The sequence below is a fragment of the Klebsiella sp. A-Nf5 genome (assembly GCF_002810545.1).
GTDB lineage: Bacteria > Pseudomonadota > Gammaproteobacteria > Enterobacterales > Enterobacteriaceae > Klebsiella > Klebsiella variicola.
Window position 1 is genome coordinate 1 of the sequence record NZ_PIOG01000227.1, and the last position, 16,944, is coordinate 16,944.

Here is a 16,944-nt window from a genome sequence, read left to right on the forward strand (position 1 = left end):
CAGTGACACGACAGGGATGGCGTCAATTACGGTAACTTTCAAACCCGGCACCGACATCAAACTCGCCCAGATGGATCTGCAAAACCAAATTAAAATTGTGGAATCCCGCCTGCCGCAGTCGGTAAGACAGAATGGGATAAATGTTGAGGCAGCTAATTCCGGTTTTTTAATGATGGTGGGGTTAAAATCGCCAAGCGGAGCCTATCAGGAAGCTGACTTAAGCGATTATTTTGCAAGGAATGTTACTGATGAACTCCGTCGCGTATCTGGTGTAGGTAAAGTCCAGCTTTTTGGCGGAGAAAAGGCACTCCGCATATGGCTGGACCCGATGAAATTACACAGCTATGGGCTCTCTGTTACGGATGTATTAAGCGCCATCAGTCAACAAAACGTGATTGTTTCACCGGGCAGAACCGGAGATGAACCCGCGACGAGCAGTCAAGAGGTGACCTATCCAATAACGGTAAAAGGGCAGCTCTCTTCGGTTGAAGAATTTCGCAATATCACGATTAAATCACAGGTCTCAGCCGCCCGGGTGACACTGGCAGACGTTGCCCGCGTGGAATCCGGGTTGCAAAGTTACGCATTTGGCATCCGTGAAAATGGCGTGCCTGCAACGGCTGCCGCCATTCAGTTGTCTCCTGGCGCAAATGCGATTAGTACTGCGTCGGGTATCCGCGCGCGGTTAACAGAACTGTCCGGTGTGCTTCCCGAGGGAATGACATTCACCGTGCCTTTCGATACGGCTCCATTTGTAAAGCTATCGATATTGAAGGTAGTTGAGACATTTGTTGAAGCCATGGTTCTGGTCTTTTTCGTGATGCTGCTTTTCCTTCACAAGATACGCTGTACGCTTATTCCTGCGATTGTGGCACCCGTGGCGCTGCTCGGCACATTTACCGTAATGCTATTAAGCGGTTATTCCATCAATATTTTAACCATGTTTGGAATGATACTGGCCATCGGGATTATTGTTGACGATGCTATTGTTGTGGTGGAGAACGTCGAACGACTGATGGAAGACAAAAAAATGTCTCCACAGGATGCAACGCGAGAAGCGATGCGTGAAATTACGCCGGCAATCATTGGTATTACGCTGGTGCTCACTGCGGTGTTTATACCAATGGCCTTTGCCAGCGGTTCTGTGGGTATTATTTATCGACAGTTCAGCATTTCGATGGCGATATCCATTTTACTGTCGGCATTCCTGGCGCTGACGTTAACGCCTGCGCTTTGTGCAACCCTGCTCAAACCACATGGTATTCATCAGGGTAAAAGCAGCGTATTTTCAGCGTGGTTTAACGCTCACTTTCATCGCCTGACTTCGTTTTACGCCACTGGTCTGGGATTTGTACTGAAGCGTACTGGCCGTATGATGATGATCTACGCTGCATTATGTTTGGCATTGTTTGCCGGGCTGTCCACCTTACCATCATCATTTTTACCTGATGAAGATCAGGGTTATTTTATGTCCTCAATCCAGCTTCCTTCTGATGCCACGATGCAGCGGACGCTTAAGGTCGTCGATACATTTGAAGAGGAGATCGCCCATCGGCAGGCGGTAGAAAGTAACATTATGATTCTGGGATTTGGTTTTTCAGGGTCAGGCCAAAATTCGGCCATGGCATTCACCACCCTCAAGGACTGGAGACAACGCAAAGGAACCACGGCACAGGAAGAAGCTGACCATATTCGGTCCCAAATGGCAAACGTGCCGGACGCCGTAACAATGAGTCTGCTGCCTCCGGCTATTTCTGATATGGGAACCTCATCCGGGTTCACTTATTATTTACAGGACAGAGGGGGGAAAGGCTATCAGGCACTCAAAAAGGCGGCCGATGAGCTTATTGTACAGGCAAATCATAATCCTCACCTTGCCGATGTCTATATTGATGGACTTGGTGAGGGAACAAGCCTTTCCCTGCATGTCGACAGGGAAAAAGCGGAAGCCATGGGGGTTTCGTTTGATGAAATAAATCAAACCATTTCCGTTGCAGCAGGTTCCAATTATGTTAATGACTATACCAATAATGGTCGGGTTCAGCAGGTTATCGTCCAGGCGGATGCGCCATACCGGATGCAGCCTGAACAACTTTTGGCTTTGTCTGTTAAAAACCGTCTGGGGCAGATGCTTCCATTATCCACTTTTGTGACGCTTTCGTGGAATGTTGCACCGCAGCAACTGATACGCTATCAGGGATATCCTGCCATACGCATAACCGGGAGTTCCGCACAGGGAAAATCGTCAGGTACCGCAATGGCGGCAATGGACAATCTGGCTAAGCACTTACCACCGGGGTTCGCCGGTGAGTGGGCGGGAAGTTCGTTACAGGAAAAAGAGTCTGCATCACAGCTTCCGGGTCTTATTGTGCTCTCGGTACTGGTGGTATTCATGGTGCTGGCTGCTCTTTACGAAAGCTGGTCCATTCCCTTCGCGGTCATGCTCGTTGTTCCTCTGGGGCTGCTCGGCGCTGTGCTGGCCGTATCCGTTACAAATATGACGAATGACGTCTTTTTCAAAGTGGGTCTGATAACCCTGATTGGACTTTCCGCCAAGAATGCGATTCTGATTATCGAGTTCGCGAGACAATTGATGAAAGAAGGAAAGAGCCTTATTGACGCCACATTGACGGCTGCAAAGCTACGCTTACGGCCAATTCTGATGACTTCTCTGGCTTTCACATTAGGTGTTGTTCCGCTGATGCTTGCCAGTGGAGCCAGCGACAGCACGCAGCATGCGATTGGTACCGGTGTATTCGGCGGGATGATTAGCGGAACGCTACTGGCCATTTTCTTTGTTCCGGTATTTTTCGTGACGATCACACGATTTACAGGCATGCGAAAATACAGACTGGGGAATAGCCGGAACGGCTAATCTCTGCCCTGTGTTCCGGCCAGTTTAAAGCAGACTTCTTGCTGAACTGGCTGGCATTACATTATCAAGGACATTATGACCATCATTACCACTCAAAGATTAATCATTCGCCATTTTAAGGAAGAGGATGCGGCAGCTCTTTTCGATTACCTCTCTTCACCACGTACTCCTTGCTTTAAGGATGAAAAGTTACATTCACTCGCTGAGGCAGAGGTCGACGTGGCTAAACGAGCCTCTGACCCAACACAGTTTGCCGTTTGTCTAAATGAAACCGATACGTTAATCGGACATCTTTTTGCGGACAATAGCAACGAGCCAGACAGCAATACCTGGTCAGTAGGCTGGCATTTTAATCAACGTTTTGAACATCAGGGATATGCAAGCGAGTCAGTTGCTGCACTGTTTGATTATTTATTTAAAGTAAAAGGCGCCAGACGTTTGTATGCCTGGGTGGAAGATTATAATTACTCCTCTCAAAAACTATGCGAGCGACTACTTATGCGACGTGAAGGATGTTTTAAAGAATTTGTCTCCTTTGAAAACGAGGAGGGTAAGGCAAGGTATGACGACACATACATCTATGCGTTACTGCATAAAGAATGGACGAAGTAGAGGACGAAGAAAAATGTCCGCTCCTCGCTCATGGCGGACCTTTGGCTCAGTTAACAGTTCGCGCCGTGCCAGAAGCGGATCTCGCTTACTGCCAGGTATCAGTATTTACGGGAAGCAGATCAGCAGGCTAGGGATATCTATTATTGAGTATTGAACTGAAATCGTATGTATTGGATTTAAAATCGTTTGCGGGTGGGATATAGGCATTGAGCTTTTTACTGATGCTTGATACTCTCAGAGCACAAGCAGCGACCCAACACCATACTATAAAAGCCACAATAACGACGTATAGAGATTTCAAAATCTCTATACCATCACTCTGTGAAGAACCTCTGTATATCTCAGCACCGATATATAATAGCAACGATATTAACACAAAAGGTATTATCCACTTATGGAATTTATGAGGGTATATATTCCCGTTAGTAATTGTGTACATGCCCTGATAACGCAAGACTGCCTTCAAGGACGGAATTAATGACTGTGCATAATCGGAACTCAAGCATATGATTTTATAAGATAAATGCCAATCTCTATGCAGTCCGAACGACTGTAGGCGGAACTGCTGTTCCGCCTTTGCTAACGGATCGGAGATGGGTACAGAAGAGGTTCTAAGCCATTCGACTGCTTTTATCTGCTCGGAGGATGAGCGTGAAAAAAAGTCTCTGCGATGAAACTGAATATACTTTTTTGTAATCGCTCCAATGATAGTAAGAATGACTGCGGAAACCACTTGGTTACTAAATAGGTCCTTTATTACCGATATCATAGCTTTTCTCCTGCTTATCTAATTTCTAAAAGAGATAATATTTTATTTTTTAAAAGCTAAAAAATTTGGTTCCTCAATTTTATAGCAACTACAGTTCCTTTCAAAAGATCTCAGTCTAAAGAATACTACTTTCTCCGGCAGCAACTCCATTACCTGTGGTTTAACACGTAGCATAAAGTCATCAATGGAGCTATCCCGTTCCCGAACTTCCGCTCCTCGCTCAAATTAGACCTTCATCCCAGTCAGATTGCCCACGTCGTGCCAGAAGCGTAAGTAGGAACGCCAGAAGCCCGCAAATATTGATGCTTCGTTTTGCTGGGATGCTTACACCCAAACAAAAAAAGCCCCTGCGCGAAAGCAGGGGCAAGCCATGTCAGAGCTTATTTTTTATTAGTTAAATACCATCCCGCCGTCGATCAGCAAGGACTGACCGGTCATGTAATCAGAATCCGGGCTGGCAAGATAGGAGACGCAGGCGGCGACATCTTCCGGCTCGGACAGCCGACCGAGAGTGATGCGTTTGGCGAACTCGGCGGTACCGTAACCCAGCGGTTTACCGGCGGCTTCGGACACCTGGCGGTCAATTTCGGCCCACATTGGCGTTTTGACAATCCCCGGGCAGTAGCCGTTGACCGTGATGCCCAGCGGCGCGAGGTCGCGAGCGGCGGTCTGGGTTAAGCCGCGTACCGCGAATTTGCTGGAGCTATACACTGCCAGCTCCGGGTTGCCGACGTGGCCGGCCTGGGAACAGGCGTTGATGATTTTCCCGCCGTGCCCCTCTTTCTTAAAGGCCTCGACCGCCGCCTGGATGCCCCAGATCACCCCTTTGACGTTGATGTTGTAGACTTTGTCGACAATCTCCGGGGTGATGGACTCGATCGGCGTGGACGGCGCCACACCGGCGTTATTGACGATGACGTCGAAGCCGCCCAGCGTTTTGCGTGCCTGTTCGACGGCGGCAAACACCTGATCGCGGTCGGAGACATCCACTTTCACCGCCACGGCGTGTCCGCCGGCCTGGTTGATTTCGGAGGCGACCGCTTTGGCGGTGGCATCGTTATAATCGGCAATGGCCACGGCAAATCCATCCTTCACCAGACGAAGCGCGATAGCTTTACCAATCCCCTGGCCGGCGCCGGTAACAAGTGCGACTTTTTTCATTTTCCTTTCCTTATTGTGATGACTTACAGAATCTGACTCAGATGCAGCTGACCCATCAGCAGCGGGTTATCGCGATAATCCACCGGGATGGCCACCACCGCCGGGCCGTCGACATCCATCGCCGCGCGCAGGGTCGGTTCCAGCGCCTCGGCGCTTTCCACGGCAAACCCTTTGGCGCCGAAGGATTCGGCATAGGCTTTAAAATCCATCGGTCCGAACTCGACGCCGGACAGGCGCTGGTATTTTTTCTCTTCCTGGATGGCCACCATGTTGTAGCCGTTATCGACCCAGATGAGATGCAGCACGTTGGCTTTCAGGCGGACGGCGGTCTCCAGCTCCATGCTCGACTGCAGGAAGCCGCCGTCGCCGGAGACGGAGACCACTTTGCGCTCAGGATTGACCAGCCAGGCGCCGATGGCCCAGGGCAGGGCGACGCCCATGGTCTGCTGGCCGTTGGAGATCATCACCTGACGGGCGCGGAAGCTGTACAGGTAGCGGGCGATCCAGATATGGAAGCTGCCCATGTCCACGGTCAGCGTGACGTCGCTGTTGACGATATCCTGCATGGCGCGAACGATGCGCAGCGGATGCAGGGCAAACTGATTCAGCTGCGCGCCGCGGCGGTCCAGCAGCTCGCGCTGGTGCTGGCGGTCGCGGAGGATCTCCGCCGCCTGCGGGGAGAGCACCAGCCGGTGATCGATATTTTGCGCCAGCTTGTTGAGGGTGCCGGCGATATCGCCCACCAGCTCGACATTCGGGGTATAGTTGCGCTCTTCATAGGCGGGCAGCACGTCGATATGCACCAGCGTCGCGTTGCCGCTGTTCCACATCGCCGGTTCATATTCCACCGGGCTGTAGCCGATGCAGATCACCAGGTCGGCGAGCTGCAGCAGACGGTCCCCGGCCTGGTTGTTAAACAGCCCGACCCGGCCGGCGAAGCGAGAGAAGTTATCCTGATTCACCGCCCCGGCGGCCTGATAGGTGCTGGTGACCGGAATATGGCTGGCCTCCAGCAAACGGCGCAGCGCCGCGCTGTTTTCCGGCTGGCTGGCCATCAGGCCGAGCAGGAAGATCGGGTTCTTCGCCTGAGCGATAAGCTTCGCCACCTGATCGATGGCGTCATCCGGCGCGGCGCCCATCTGCGGTGCCCGGCTGGCCGGCAGCACTTTACCGCTGACCGGACCATCGACCACATCCTGCGGCAGGCTGACGAACGCGCTGCCCGGGCGGCCCTGCTCGGCGGCACGGAAGGCGTTGGAGACCACTTCCGCCAGCGCATCCGGCGCCGTCACCTCGACGGCGTATTTGGTGACCGGGCTGAACATCGCCACCGTATCCATACTCTGATGGACCTGCTTCGCCTTATCGGCGCGTTTCACCGCGCCGCCCAGGGCGACCACCGGGTCACCTTCGCTGTTGGCGGTGGCCATGCCGGTGATCAGATTGGAACAGCCCGGACCGGAGGTGACCAGCGCCACGCCCGCTTTGCCGGTAATGCGTCCGACCGCGGCGGCCATAAACGCGGCGTTGGCTTCGTGGCGTACCGGAATAATGCGAATCGAGGAATCCAGCAGTGAGTCGAACACCTTGTCGATTTTGGCGCCGGGGATGCCGAAGATCTGACGTACGCCCTGAGCTTCCAGCTGGCTGACGACGAGATCGGCGCCGTGCGCCCACTGGCGTACCGGATACTGTTTGTCCATGTGAACCCCTTAACTTTCTACGGAACGGATGGCGGCATCGAGATTATCGGGATGCAGATTGGCCTGCAGGAACGCGCTGTCGGCGGGCAGGTCGATCATCAGCTTGTGAATTTCGCCGAAGGTCAACACCCCGTGATCGAGCTGGTAATCCAGCAGGTGACCGCCGCCTTTGCGGTCATCGGTAATAAAGTGCTCGTGATACCCGGCGACGTTGATCCCCTGCATATGCTGCGGGGTACGGAAGCCGACCAGCACCCCTTCGCGCTGGTTAAAGCGGAACACCGGCTGATCGTCGAGGACGTCGGTCATCGCCCGGTACGGCGGCGTCTGGCGCGGCACAGTGCGGGTATGGGCATGGCGGAAATGGCCGTCGATGCGCAGGGCGCAGAACAGGTTGTCAGAGGGAATTTGCTGGTCAATAACGTCGTGCAGTTGCTGGCGGCTCACCGGATGGTCAAAGGTTTTGCGGTACTGCGGCTGAAACCAGGTCATCACCGCGAACGGCGTTTTCTGCTCCGGCTGGGCTTTGCGCGCGCTACCGTCGGCGCGCAGCTGATAGACCTGACTGCTGAAGGCGATCAGCTCCCCGTCCAGCTCATTAAAGGTGCCGAGGCCGAAATCGCCGTGTTTCAGCAGGTCCGCGATGGTGGTGCTGCCTTCGTAAACCCCGCTCAGCAGGGCGCTCATGAGCGATGTCTGATAGAGCACGCTCTCCGGATGCTGTGCGGAAAACGCCCGTAGGGTTTCGCACAGACTCTCTTCGCAGGTGCATTCAGCAGAGTGATTCATATACCACTTCCTCGTTCAACAAATATAAGAAAGGTTAAATAAATGTTGACCCGATTCAGCTCACAGTTCCAATATAGAAACCATGCTGGTTTGAGACGTTTTCGATATGGAACTTCGTTATCTTCGTTATTTTGTCGCCGTCGCCAGGACGCGGCACTTCACCCAGGCCGCCAAGGAGCTGGGTATTTCACAACCTCCGTTAAGTCAGCAAATTCAGCGACTTGAACGAGAGGTGGGGACCCCGCTGTTTCGGCGTTTAACCCGCGGGGTGGAGCTGACGGAAGCGGGAGAGTCGTTCTATGAGGATGCCCGCCAGATCCTCGCCATGAGCGATGCGGCGCTGGAGAAGGCCAAGGGCATTGCGCGCGGGATGAACGGCAGCCTGTCGCTAGGCATTACCAGTTCTGATGCTTTCCATCCGCAAATCTTCACGTTGCTGCATCGTTTTCAGCTCGACCACCCCGGGGTGACCCTGCACCAGATGGAAGACAATATGGCCAATCTGATGACCGCCCTGAGCGAGGCCGAGCTGGATATCGCCTTCGTCCGTCTGCCGTGCGAGAGCAGTAAAGCCTTTAATCTGCGGATTATTGATGAGGAGCCGATGGTCATCGCGCTGCCGCGCGATAACCCGCTGGCGACGCAGCCGACCCTGGCTCTGGAGCAGCTGCGCGACGTGGCGCCGATCCTCTTCCCGCGGGAGGTGGCCCCCGGGCTGTATGAGCTGGTGTACAACAGCTGCCTGCGCGCCGGAATCGACATGGAGCGTGCCTGGCAGTCGTCGCAGATTTCGTCGTCGCTGAGCATGGTCAATGCCGGGTTCGGCTTCGCGCTGGTTCCGCAGTCGATGACCTGCATTCAGCAGCCGAACGTCAGCTATCACCCGCTCAGCGGGGCGCCGCTGAAGACCGACATCGCCATCGCCTGGCGGCGCTTTGAGCGTTCGCGCACGGTGAAACGCTTTCTGGCGATGTTTTAATTGTCTCCCCTGATAATTGGCAGGCCGCATGCTCTTGCTTTCACGTTACAGTTAGGCGGTCTTTCAGTGCTTGTACAAACAGGGAAGGATTATGAAAAAAAGAGTGATGCAGGTGATGTTGCTTGCGGTGCTTAGCGGCTGCACGCCGCTGCACCCGTCCGATTGCCATAAAACCTCGGCCGTCGGCAGCTGTAACTCCGGACGTTTTAGCGACGAGGATGAATATGGGCAGCAGGCAAGGGCGATTAAAAACGCGCTGGAGGCCCAGCTTGCCGATCGATATGCGTGGCACGGGAAAAAGTGCCGTCTGCATCTTGAGTTTGCCCGCGATGGTAAACTGGAAAAAATCGACGCCGTCGAGGGAAATAAAGCATACTGCGCCGCGCTGCGCGAAGCGGCAGCACGGGCGACCTTCCCGGCATTTACCAGTCAGCAAGTCTATGATGCCTTTGCCCGGTCACGTTTTAATATGCAGGGAGACTAGATTGAGGAAAGTCTTTTTTGGTTAACTAACTAATAATTTCCCGAGAGAAAGGAGGGGTAATATTAATATGTAACTGCAATGTGTTTTTTATTGTTTTCAACAGTAGGCTATTGTATTAGCTGATTAAATTAATGCTTTTAAGTATTTCAGGAAATAGAAATTGAATTTCACAGGGTTAAATCATTTGCTGCCTTAAACAAGGAGTGGTCAGTGAATAAAATTAATTTACAGGTGTGGTCAACATTCAGACTTTACGGCAAAATTTGTGAAAATTGCTCCGGCGCAATGGCACTGTGTTTGTTGCAAGCGCTGGCAATGTTGGGTTGTCTCAGCAACCGTGGTGTGGGGGGGGGCATATTACTGGCTATTAACGTTTATAGCTGTTTTAGCCACCGTTGGTTTCCTGGGGTCTCTCATTAGTATTGGTAACACCATCTGTTTCTATACCAGAGACCGGAAAATCGAGTGTTATATCATTTATGCTGTTTTTTATCCTGTGGTGATTGGCGTATTGATCACTGCAGCTGCCACCTTGAAGTCAATTGGCGGTTAGTCAGCCTGTCGCTGCAGTAACAGGGGAGCCATTACCAGACTCCCCGAGTTCGTCTACTGCGCCACCCAGCCGCCATCCATGTTCCACGCGGCGCCGCGCACCTGGGCGGCGGCGTCGCTGCACAGAAACAGCGCCATTTCGCCCAGTTGCTGCGGGGTGACAAACTCCCCGGAGGGCTGTTTTTCCGCCAGCAGCTGGGCGCTGGCCTGCTCCGGATCGACCCCCTCGGCGATGCGCTTATCGATCTGCTGCTGCACCAGCGGGGTCAGCACCCAGCCCGGGCAGATGGCGTTGCAGGTAATGCCGCTGCGAGCGGTTTCCAGGGCCACGGTTTTGGTCAGGCCGACCACCGCGTGCTTGGCGGCGACGTAGGCCGATTTCTCTTTCGACGCCACCAGGCCATGCACTGAGGCTATGTTGATGATGCGCCCCCAGTTGCGCTGGCGCATACCCGGCAGCGCCAGGCGGGTGGTGTGGAAGACGCTGGAGAGATTGATCGCGATGATGTCGTTCCATTTGTCCACCGGAAACTGATCCACCGGGGCGACGTGCTGGATGCCGGCGTTATTGATCACAATATCGACGCCACCGAAGGTGCTTTCGGCATAGTGCATCATCGCCTCGATCTGCCCGACGTCGCGCAGGTCGGCGTCGTGATAGCCGGGGATCTTGCCCAGCGCGGCGACTTCAGCGCGGGCGTGGCTGCTGTCGCCGAAGCCATTGAGTACCACCTGCGCGCCCGCCTGAGCCAGCACTTTGGCGATCCCTAAACCGATCCCGCTGGTGGAGCCGGTGACCAGCGCCGTTTTACCGTGCAAATTCATTTTATTACTCCTTCAATCTGGTATCAGACAATGCCGGTCACATAGAACGTGGCAATGACAAACAGTACCGCGAGGCTTTTGATCACCGTGATGGCGAAAATGCCGCCGTAGGCCTGGCGATGGCTCAGGCCGGTGATCGCCAGCAGGGTGATCACCGCCCCGTTATGCGGCAGGGTATCCATGCCGCCGCTGGCCATGGCGGCGACGCGGTGCAGGACCTCGAGCGGAATATTGGCGGCGTGGGCGGCGGCGACAAAGGTCTCGGACATCGCCGCCAGCGCGATGCTCATCCCCCCGGAGGCCGAGCCGGTGATCCCGGCCAGCACCGTGACGCTGATCGCCTCGTTTAACAGCGGATTGGGAATGGCCGCGAGGGCTTTCGACAGCACCAGGAAACCCGGCAGGGCGGCGATAACCGCGCCGAATCCGTACTCAGAGGCGGTGTTCATCGCCGCGAGAATAGCGCCGCCGACCGCCGTTCGGCTCCCCTCCGCCAGCCGGCCGCGGATATTGCGATAGCCGCAGACCAGCACCAGCACAATGCCGGAGAGCAGCGCCGCCTGTACCGCCCAGATGGCGGTGATTTTCCCCACTTCGGTGACGATAGGCTTCGCCAGACCCGGCAGGGTGAGCTCATGGCTGGCGCCGTACCACTGCGGGATCCAGTGGGTAAACAGCAGATTCAGTACCCCTACTAACAGCAACGGGGCGATAGCGATCAGCGGATGCGGCAGATCGATGTCATCCGGGGTTTCCGGCTCATTTTGCAGGTCGGTCCCATAGCCTTCGCCGCGGGCCTGCGCTTTGCGGCGCTGACGCTCCAGCCACAGCAAACCGAAGATGATGATGAACAGCGAGCCGATAAGCCCCAGCCAGGGGGCCGCCCAGGCGTTGGTGCCGAAGAAGCTGGTGGGAATAATATTCTGGATCTGCGGCGTGCCGGGCAGGGCGTCCATGGTAAATGAGAATGCCCCGAGGGCGACGGTGGCCGGGATCAGCCGTTTGGGGATCCCGCTCTGTCGAAACAGTTCGGCGGCGAAAGGGTAGACGGCAAAGGCCACCACAAACAGCGACACCCCGCCGTAGGTCAGCAGGGCGCACACCAGCACGATCACCGGGATCGCGTGGCGGCGTCCGAGGATGCGGATGGCGGCGGCGACAATCGACCGCGAGAACCCCGACAGCTCAATCAGCTTGCCGAACACGGCGCCCAGCAGAAACACCGGGAAATAGAGCTTCACGAAGCCGACCATTTTTTCCATAAACAGGCCGGTAAAGGCCGGGCCGACCGCGCCCGGGTCGGTGACCAGCACCGCGCCGAGGGCGGCGATCGGCGCAAAGAGGATCACGCTGTATCCACGGTAGGCCGCCAGCATCAGTAACGCCAGCGCGGCCAGGGCAATTATCACACTCATCACGACGTCTCACTCTCATTGTTATTGTAGGGGTACAGAACGCGATACTAGGGCTTCAGGGCATAGCGAAGCTGATGTTCCCGGCGCGACTGGATGCGCTGTTGCCGCGCCTCATCCCAGCGGTAAAAGCCTTGCCCACTGCGGGCACCGGTGTCGCCTCGCGCCACCTTCTCCGCCACCAGCGACATCATCTCCGTCCCGCTGGCCAGCTCTGGCAGCAGGTGCTGGCAAATATCCTGGACCGTTGCCAGCCCGGTCATGTCCGCTGCCTCCAGCGGGCCGACCATCGCATAGCGGCGGCCCAGCGAGGCGCGCATCACCTGGTCCACCACCTCGGCAGAGGCAATGCCGCTGTGGACGATATGCAGTGCTTCGCGCAGCAGGGCGAACTGCAGCCGGTTGCCGACAAAGCCCGGCGCGGCGCGATTGAGCACCACCGCTTCCAGCGCGCAGGCGGCGCAAAAGTCGCTCACCTGGCGCGCCAGATGGGGCAGCGTGGCGCTCCCGGGCACCACTTCCACCAACGGGATCAGGTGCGGCGGATGCCAGAAGTGGGCGATCAGCAGCCGTTCAGGGTGGCGCATGCCCTGCGCCAGCGAGTCCGGCGGCAGGCCGCTGGTGTTGCTGGCGATAATCGCCTCGTCGGCGATCAGCGTTTCCAGTTCGGCATACAGGGCGTGCTTCAGTGGTAGCCGCTCGGGGATCGCTTCTATCAGCAGCGTGGTGTCGGCCAGGGCATTCAGCGCTGGGGTGGGGGTCAGACGGGCCAGCACGGCGTCGCGGTCGGCGGGATCCTGCTGACCGCTGGCCTCCAGCTCGCACAGGATGGCGCTGGCCACCGCCGGAACCTCGGCGAGACGCTGCGGATCGGTGTCATACAGGCGGACGGCGTGACCGTGACGGGCGAAATGACAGGCGATGCCGACGCCCATCAGTCCCGCGCCGAGTACCGCCAGGCGTGGTGTAAACATAGTAGCTCCTGTTAACGTTGAAGGGTCATGGCGATGCCCTGGCCGCCGCCGACGCACAGGGTTGCCAGCCCTTTGCTGGCGCCCCGGCGCTGCATCTCATGCACCAGACTGACGAGGATCCGGCAGCCGGAGGCGCCGATGGGATGGCCAAGGGCGATGGCACCGCCGTTGACGTTGACCTTCTCGCTATCCCACTCAAGCAGCTGACCGACGGCCAGCGCCTGGACGGCAAAAGCCTCGTTAGCTTCGATAAGATCCACCTCGTCCAGCGTCCAGCCGGCGCGCTGCAGCGCTTTGCGGCAGGCGCTCACCGGGCCGATGCCCATCACCGATGGGTCGACCCCGGCGACCGCTGAGCTGACAATGCGCGCCAGCACCGGTAGCCCGAGCGCGTGCGCTTTATCGACGCTCATCAGCAGGACCGCCGCGGCGCCGTCGTTCAGCGACGAGGCATTCCCGGCAGTGACGCTGCCGTCAGCGGGACGAAACGCCGGGCGCAGCTGGGCCAGCTGCTGCTCGCTGGTCTCCGGGCGCGGTTGCTCGTCGTCAGTCACGATTCGCGGCGGCTTTTTGCCCTGCGGGACGCTGACCGGGACGATCTCCTCACGAAAACGCCCGGCGGCGATGGCGGCCGCCGCTTTGCGCTGGGACCCGGCGGCAAAGGCATCCTGGCGCTCGCGGCTGATGTCGAAGGCGTCGGCGAGGTTCTCGGCGGTAATGCCCATGTGGTAGTCGTTAAAGGCGTCCCACAGGCCGTCCAGAATCATGCTGTCCTGCAGGCTGGCGTGGCCGAAACGCAGGCCGTCGCGGGCGCCGTGCATCAGGTAGGGGGCATTGCTCATGCTCTCCTGGCCGCCGGCGATGACGATCTCGGCGTCGCCGCAGCGGATCGCCTGCACCGCCTGCTGAACCGCTTTCAGCCCGGAGCCGCACACCAGATTGACGGTGACCGCCGGGGTGTCCACCGGCAGGCCGGCCCGCAGCGCGGTCTGGCGCGCCGGGTTCTGCCCGCAGCCGGCGGTGAGCACCTGGCCGAAAATCAGTTCGTCCACCGCCGCGGCGGGCAACTGGCCGCGTTCAAGCAGGCTGCGTACCACCGCGGCGCCGAGGTCGACGGCGGAAAGAGGGGCGAAGGCGCCGCGAAAGCTGCCGACCGGGGTGCGTACTGCAGCAACAATGGCAATATCGGTCATGGTCTCTCCTTAGCTGAAGCGCATTTCGCGCACATCGTCGGCCACGATCAGTCGTCCCGCCGTTTTACGCATCACCTCGTCGGGGCTCACTCCCGGGGCCACTTCGCGCAGGACAAACGCGCCGTCGACAATGTCCAGCAGGGCCAGGTCGGTGAGCACCCGGCGAATACAGCCCACGCCGGTGAGCGGCAGAGTGCACTGCGGCAGCAGTTTGGATTCACCGTTTTTTGAGGCGTGGGTCATCACCACGATGATGTTCTGCGCGCCGGCCACCAGGTCCATGGCGCCGCCCATCCCCTTGACCATTTTTCCAGGGATCATCCATGAGGCGATGTTGCCGGCGACGTCGACCTCAAAGGCGCCAAGAACGGTCAGGTCGACGTGACCGCCGCGGATCATGGCGAACGACTGGGCGGAGTCGAAGATGGCCGCCCCGGTTTGCGCGGTGACGGTCTGCTTGCCGGCGTTAATCATGTCGGCGTCGATTGTGGCTTCGTCGGGAAATTCGCCCATCCCCAGCAGGCCGTTCTCCGACTGGAGCATCACCTCAATACCGGCGGGAATGTAATTGGCCACCAGCGTCGGGATACCGATCCCGAGGTTGACGTAGTCGCCGTCGCGCAGCTCCTGGGCGACGCGCATCGCCATTTGTTCACGGGTCAGCATCTCAGTGCCCTCCGGCGCGCAGGGTGCGCTGTTCAATACGTTTTTCGAATTGCCCGACGATCAGCCGGTCGACATAGATCCCCGGGGTGTGGATGGCGGAGGGCGGCAGTTCGCCCGGCGGTACAATCTCTTCCACCTCCACCACCGTAATACGCCCGGCGGTGGCCATCAGCGGGTTGAAATTCTGCGCGGTATGGCGATAAACCACATTGCCGTACCAGTCGGCTTTCCAGCCTTTGACCAGCGCGAAATCGCCGCGGATCGCCTCTTCAAGGATGTAGTGCCTGCCGTCGAACTGGCGCACCTCTTTGCCTTCGTCGACCGGGGTGCCATAGCCGGTGGCGGTGTAAAAACCGGGGATCCCGGCGCCGCCGGCGCGAATTTTTTCGGCCAGCGTTCCCTGCGGGGTGAGCTCAACCGCCAGCTCGCCGCTCAGCACCAGCTGTTCAAACAGCGCGTTCTCCCCGACGTAAGAGGCCACCACCTTGCTGATCTGGCGTGACTCCAGCAGCATACCGAGACCGAAGCCGTCGACGCCGCAGTTATTGGAGACCACTGTCAGCCCCTGCACCTGGCGACGCTGCACCTCGGCGATCAAGTTCTCGGGAATGCCGCACAGGCCGAAACCGCCAGCAAGCAGCGTCATGCCGTCCGTTAACCCTTCCAGCGCCGCTTCATAGCTGGCGACGCGTTTATCCAGTCCTGCCATCTTGTCTCTCCTGCCTTGCGATAGCCTTATCATTGGCGCTGGAGACTGATTTGATAATTTTGAATTTGTGACCCACTCATTTGGAATTTTAATTAATTTCCTGTTAACTAATTTTTTTCAATTAGTTAACAGGAAGAAAAATGAGAATGAGTGTCAAACAGTTACGCGCGTTTTTAGCGGTAGCTCACACTCTGAATTTCGCCCACGCCAGCGAAAGGCTCAATTTGTCGCAGCCAGCCCTCAGTTTGACCATCAAGGGGTTGGAGGAGGCGCTGGGTGGCGCGCTGCTGCAGCGCAGCACCCGCAAAGTGACCCTTACCCAGGAGGGGGAACTCTTTCTGCCGATGGCCCGTCAACTGCTGGCCGACTGGGATAACGTCGAGGAGGCCATGCGTCAGAGCTTTACCCTGCAGCGGGGTAAAATTTCGGTGGCCGCGATGCCGTCGTTTGCCGCCAACGTCCTGCCGGAGGCGCTGAAGGCCTTTCGCGACCGCTATGCCGGCGTGAACGTCACGGTGCATGACGTGATTAATGAGCAGGTGATCGAGATGGTGCGCGAGGGGCGAGTGGAGATGGGCATTGCCTTCGAGCCATCGCCCACCCACAACCTGCTGTTTACCCCGCTGGCGGTGGACCGCTTCGTGGCGATCGTTCCCCGGCAATCGCCGCTGGCGAAGAAAAAGCAGCTCACCTGGCAGGAGCTGTTGACCCTCGATTTTATTACCCTTCAGCGTCCCTCGGCGGTACGCTTGATGCTGGAGGAGGCGCTGGCGCGCAGCGGTCGCCAGCTGGACGTGGCGCTGGAGAGTCACCAGTTGGTGACGGTGGGAAGAATGGTGGCCAGCGGCCTGGGGGGCAGCGCGGTACCGGCGCTGTGTAAAACGCAGATGACCTCCCTGGGGGCCGTCTGCATCCCGCTCAGCGATCCGCCGATTGAGAAATGCGTCGGCGCGATCCATGCCGGGCATATGCCGCTGTCAAAGGCGGCGCAGGCGCTGCTGGATACGCTGAAAGGGTTCTTGCCGACCTGAGCAGGCGGGAGGGGCAAAAAAAACCGGCCTGCTGGCCGGTTTGACAATCAGATTTTGCAGGCGTCGCCGCAATCGTCATCGGCAACGATCGCCTGCGCTTTTTTGTCCGCTTCTTCCAGACGCTCCGCGTTGCGTTCTTCTGCTTCATCCAGGCCGCTGAAGACCAGGTTGTCGAGATCAATTTCCATAAGTTACCTATCGTTGCTGGTT

The 16,944-nt window shown here is 57.3% G+C and carries 16 protein-coding genes; 5 read left to right on the forward strand and 11 right to left on the reverse strand.

Annotated features, from left to right (window positions below; genetic code table 11):
• A partial coding sequence (gene kexD / locus CWM53_RS22430; RefSeq protein ID WP_165785120.1) for a multidrug efflux RND transporter permease subunit KexD occupies positions 1-2,875 on the forward strand: 2,875 nt, incomplete at its 5' end.
• Between the two features lie 75 nt (positions 2,876-2,950).
• Positions 2,951-3,487 carry a GNAT family N-acetyltransferase gene (locus CWM53_RS22435; protein WP_004151178.1) on the forward strand — a complete coding sequence of 179 codons (537 nt, stop codon included), beginning with the start codon at positions 2,951-2,953 and terminating at the stop codon, positions 3,485-3,487.
• A 127-nt stretch (positions 3,488-3,614) separates the two neighbouring features.
• Here CWM53_RS22435 and CWM53_RS32090 read toward each other — a convergent pair whose 3' ends face one another.
• From CWM53_RS32090 to budA, 4 genes are all read right to left on the reverse strand, one after another.
• Positions 3,615-4,256, reverse strand: a complete 642-nt coding sequence (locus CWM53_RS32090; RefSeq protein ID WP_100729559.1) for a hypothetical protein — start codon at positions 4,254-4,256, stop codon at positions 3,615-3,617.
• A gap of 390 nt (positions 4,257-4,646) precedes the next feature.
• Positions 4,647-5,417, reverse strand: a complete 771-nt coding sequence (locus CWM53_RS22445) for a (S)-acetoin forming diacetyl reductase (protein ID WP_008804546.1) — start codon at positions 5,415-5,417, stop codon at positions 4,647-4,649.
• A gap of 23 nt (positions 5,418-5,440) precedes the next feature.
• Positions 5,441-7,120, reverse strand: a complete 1,680-nt coding sequence (alsS, locus tag CWM53_RS22450; protein WP_060876476.1) for an acetolactate synthase AlsS — start codon at positions 7,118-7,120, stop codon at positions 5,441-5,443.
• Positions 7,121-7,129: 9 nt separating this feature from the next.
• On the reverse strand, positions 7,130-7,909 hold the full coding sequence (gene budA, locus CWM53_RS22455) for an acetolactate decarboxylase (RefSeq protein WP_008804548.1): 780 nt from the start codon (positions 7,907-7,909) through the stop codon (positions 7,130-7,132).
• Positions 7,910-8,015: 106 nt separating this feature from the next.
• Here budA and CWM53_RS22460 point away from each other — a divergent pair, with 106 nt between their 5' ends.
• Both CWM53_RS22460 and CWM53_RS22465 read left to right on the forward strand, forming a co-directional pair.
• Entirely contained in the window at positions 8,016-8,888 is an 873-nt protein-coding gene (locus CWM53_RS22460; protein WP_004145376.1) for a LysR family transcriptional regulator, read from the forward strand.
• Positions 8,889-8,979: 91 nt separating this feature from the next.
• Entirely contained in the window at positions 8,980-9,372 is a 393-nt protein-coding gene (locus CWM53_RS22465; protein ID WP_100729560.1) for a cell envelope integrity TolA C-terminal domain-containing protein, read from the forward strand.
• 606 nt (positions 9,373-9,978) lie between these two features.
• On the opposite strand, the gene CWM53_RS22475 is transcribed toward CWM53_RS22465, so the two are convergent.
• Genes CWM53_RS22475 through CWM53_RS22500 form a run of 6 tightly spaced genes read right to left on the reverse strand, consistent with a single transcriptional unit; the run spans position 9,979 to position 15,703 of the window.
• Positions 9,979-10,749, reverse strand: a complete 771-nt coding sequence (locus CWM53_RS22475; RefSeq protein ID WP_074385615.1) for a 3-hydroxybutyrate dehydrogenase — start codon at positions 10,747-10,749, stop codon at positions 9,979-9,981.
• 23 nt (positions 10,750-10,772) lie between these two features.
• Positions 10,773-12,167, reverse strand: coding sequence for a GntP family permease (locus CWM53_RS22480; RefSeq protein WP_206052718.1), 1,395 nt, complete (start codon positions 12,165-12,167; stop codon positions 10,773-10,775).
• Positions 12,168-12,211: 44 nt separating this feature from the next.
• A complete protein-coding gene (locus tag CWM53_RS22485) occupies positions 12,212-13,135 on the reverse strand; it encodes a 3-hydroxyacyl-CoA dehydrogenase family protein (protein WP_100729561.1) in 924 nt (307 codons plus the stop codon).
• Positions 13,136-13,146: 11 nt separating this feature from the next.
• Positions 13,147-14,328, reverse strand: a complete 1,182-nt coding sequence (locus CWM53_RS22490; protein WP_100750871.1) for an acetyl-CoA C-acetyltransferase — start codon at positions 14,326-14,328, stop codon at positions 13,147-13,149.
• A 9-nt stretch (positions 14,329-14,337) separates the two neighbouring features.
• Entirely contained in the window at positions 14,338-14,994 is a 657-nt protein-coding gene (locus CWM53_RS22495) for a CoA transferase subunit B (RefSeq protein ID WP_012541466.1), read from the reverse strand.
• Position 14,995: 1 nt separating this feature from the next.
• Positions 14,996-15,703 (reverse strand): CoA transferase subunit A, encoded by a 708-nt coding sequence (locus CWM53_RS22500; RefSeq protein ID WP_100729563.1) that lies wholly within the window; start codon positions 15,701-15,703, stop codon positions 14,996-14,998.
• A gap of 140 nt (positions 15,704-15,843) precedes the next feature.
• Here CWM53_RS22500 and CWM53_RS22505 point away from each other — a divergent pair, with 140 nt between their 5' ends.
• Complete coding sequence (locus CWM53_RS22505; protein ID WP_012541468.1) at positions 15,844-16,734, forward strand: LysR family transcriptional regulator; 891 nt, start codon at positions 15,844-15,846, stop codon at positions 16,732-16,734.
• Between the two features lie 47 nt (positions 16,735-16,781).
• Here the strand turns inward: CWM53_RS22505 and CWM53_RS22510 are convergent, their stop codons facing one another.
• Positions 16,782-16,922 carry a hypothetical protein gene (locus CWM53_RS22510; RefSeq protein ID WP_002908189.1) on the reverse strand — a complete coding sequence of 47 codons (141 nt, stop codon included), beginning with the start codon at positions 16,920-16,922 and terminating at the stop codon, positions 16,782-16,784.
• Between the last annotated feature and the right edge of the window lie 22 nt (positions 16,923-16,944).

Excerpts from the sequence above, each read along its gene's own strand:
- budA (WP_008804548.1), bottom strand. The coding sequence starts at position 7,909 with ATGAATCACTCTGCTGAATGCACCTGCGAAGAGAGTCTGTGCGAAACC.
- CWM53_RS22505 (WP_012541468.1), top strand. The coding sequence starts at position 15,844 with ATGAGAATGAGTGTCAAACAGTTACGCGCGTTTTTAGCGGTAGCTCAC.
- CWM53_RS22500 (WP_100729563.1), bottom strand. The coding sequence starts at position 15,703 with ATGGCAGGACTGGATAAACGCGTCGCCAGCTATGAAGCGGCGCTGGAA.
- CWM53_RS22485 (WP_100729561.1), bottom strand. The coding sequence starts at position 13,135 with ATGTTTACACCACGCCTGGCGGTACTCGGCGCGGGACTGATGGGCGTC.
- CWM53_RS22460 (WP_004145376.1), top strand. The coding sequence starts at position 8,016 with ATGGAACTTCGTTATCTTCGTTATTTTGTCGCCGTCGCCAGGACGCGG.
- CWM53_RS22465 (WP_100729560.1), top strand. The coding sequence starts at position 8,980 with ATGAAAAAAAGAGTGATGCAGGTGATGTTGCTTGCGGTGCTTAGCGGC.
- CWM53_RS22490 (WP_100750871.1), bottom strand. The coding sequence starts at position 14,328 with ATGACCGATATTGCCATTGTTGCTGCAGTACGCACCCCGGTCGGCAGC.
- CWM53_RS22510 (WP_002908189.1), bottom strand. The coding sequence starts at position 16,922 with ATGGAAATTGATCTCGACAACCTGGTCTTCAGCGGCCTGGATGAAGCA.
- CWM53_RS22495 (WP_012541466.1), bottom strand. The coding sequence starts at position 14,994 with ATGCTGACCCGTGAACAAATGGCGATGCGCGTCGCCCAGGAGCTGCGC.
- CWM53_RS22445 (WP_008804546.1), bottom strand. The coding sequence starts at position 5,417 with ATGAAAAAAGTCGCACTTGTTACCGGCGCCGGCCAGGGGATTGGTAAA.
- CWM53_RS22435 (WP_004151178.1), top strand. The coding sequence starts at position 2,951 with ATGACCATCATTACCACTCAAAGATTAATCATTCGCCATTTTAAGGAA.
- alsS (WP_060876476.1), bottom strand. The coding sequence starts at position 7,120 with ATGGACAAACAGTATCCGGTACGCCAGTGGGCGCACGGCGCCGATCTC.
- CWM53_RS22475 (WP_074385615.1), bottom strand. The coding sequence starts at position 10,749 with ATGAATTTGCACGGTAAAACGGCGCTGGTCACCGGCTCCACCAGCGGG.
- CWM53_RS32090 (WP_100729559.1), bottom strand. The coding sequence starts at position 4,256 with ATGATATCGGTAATAAAGGACCTATTTAGTAACCAAGTGGTTTCCGCA.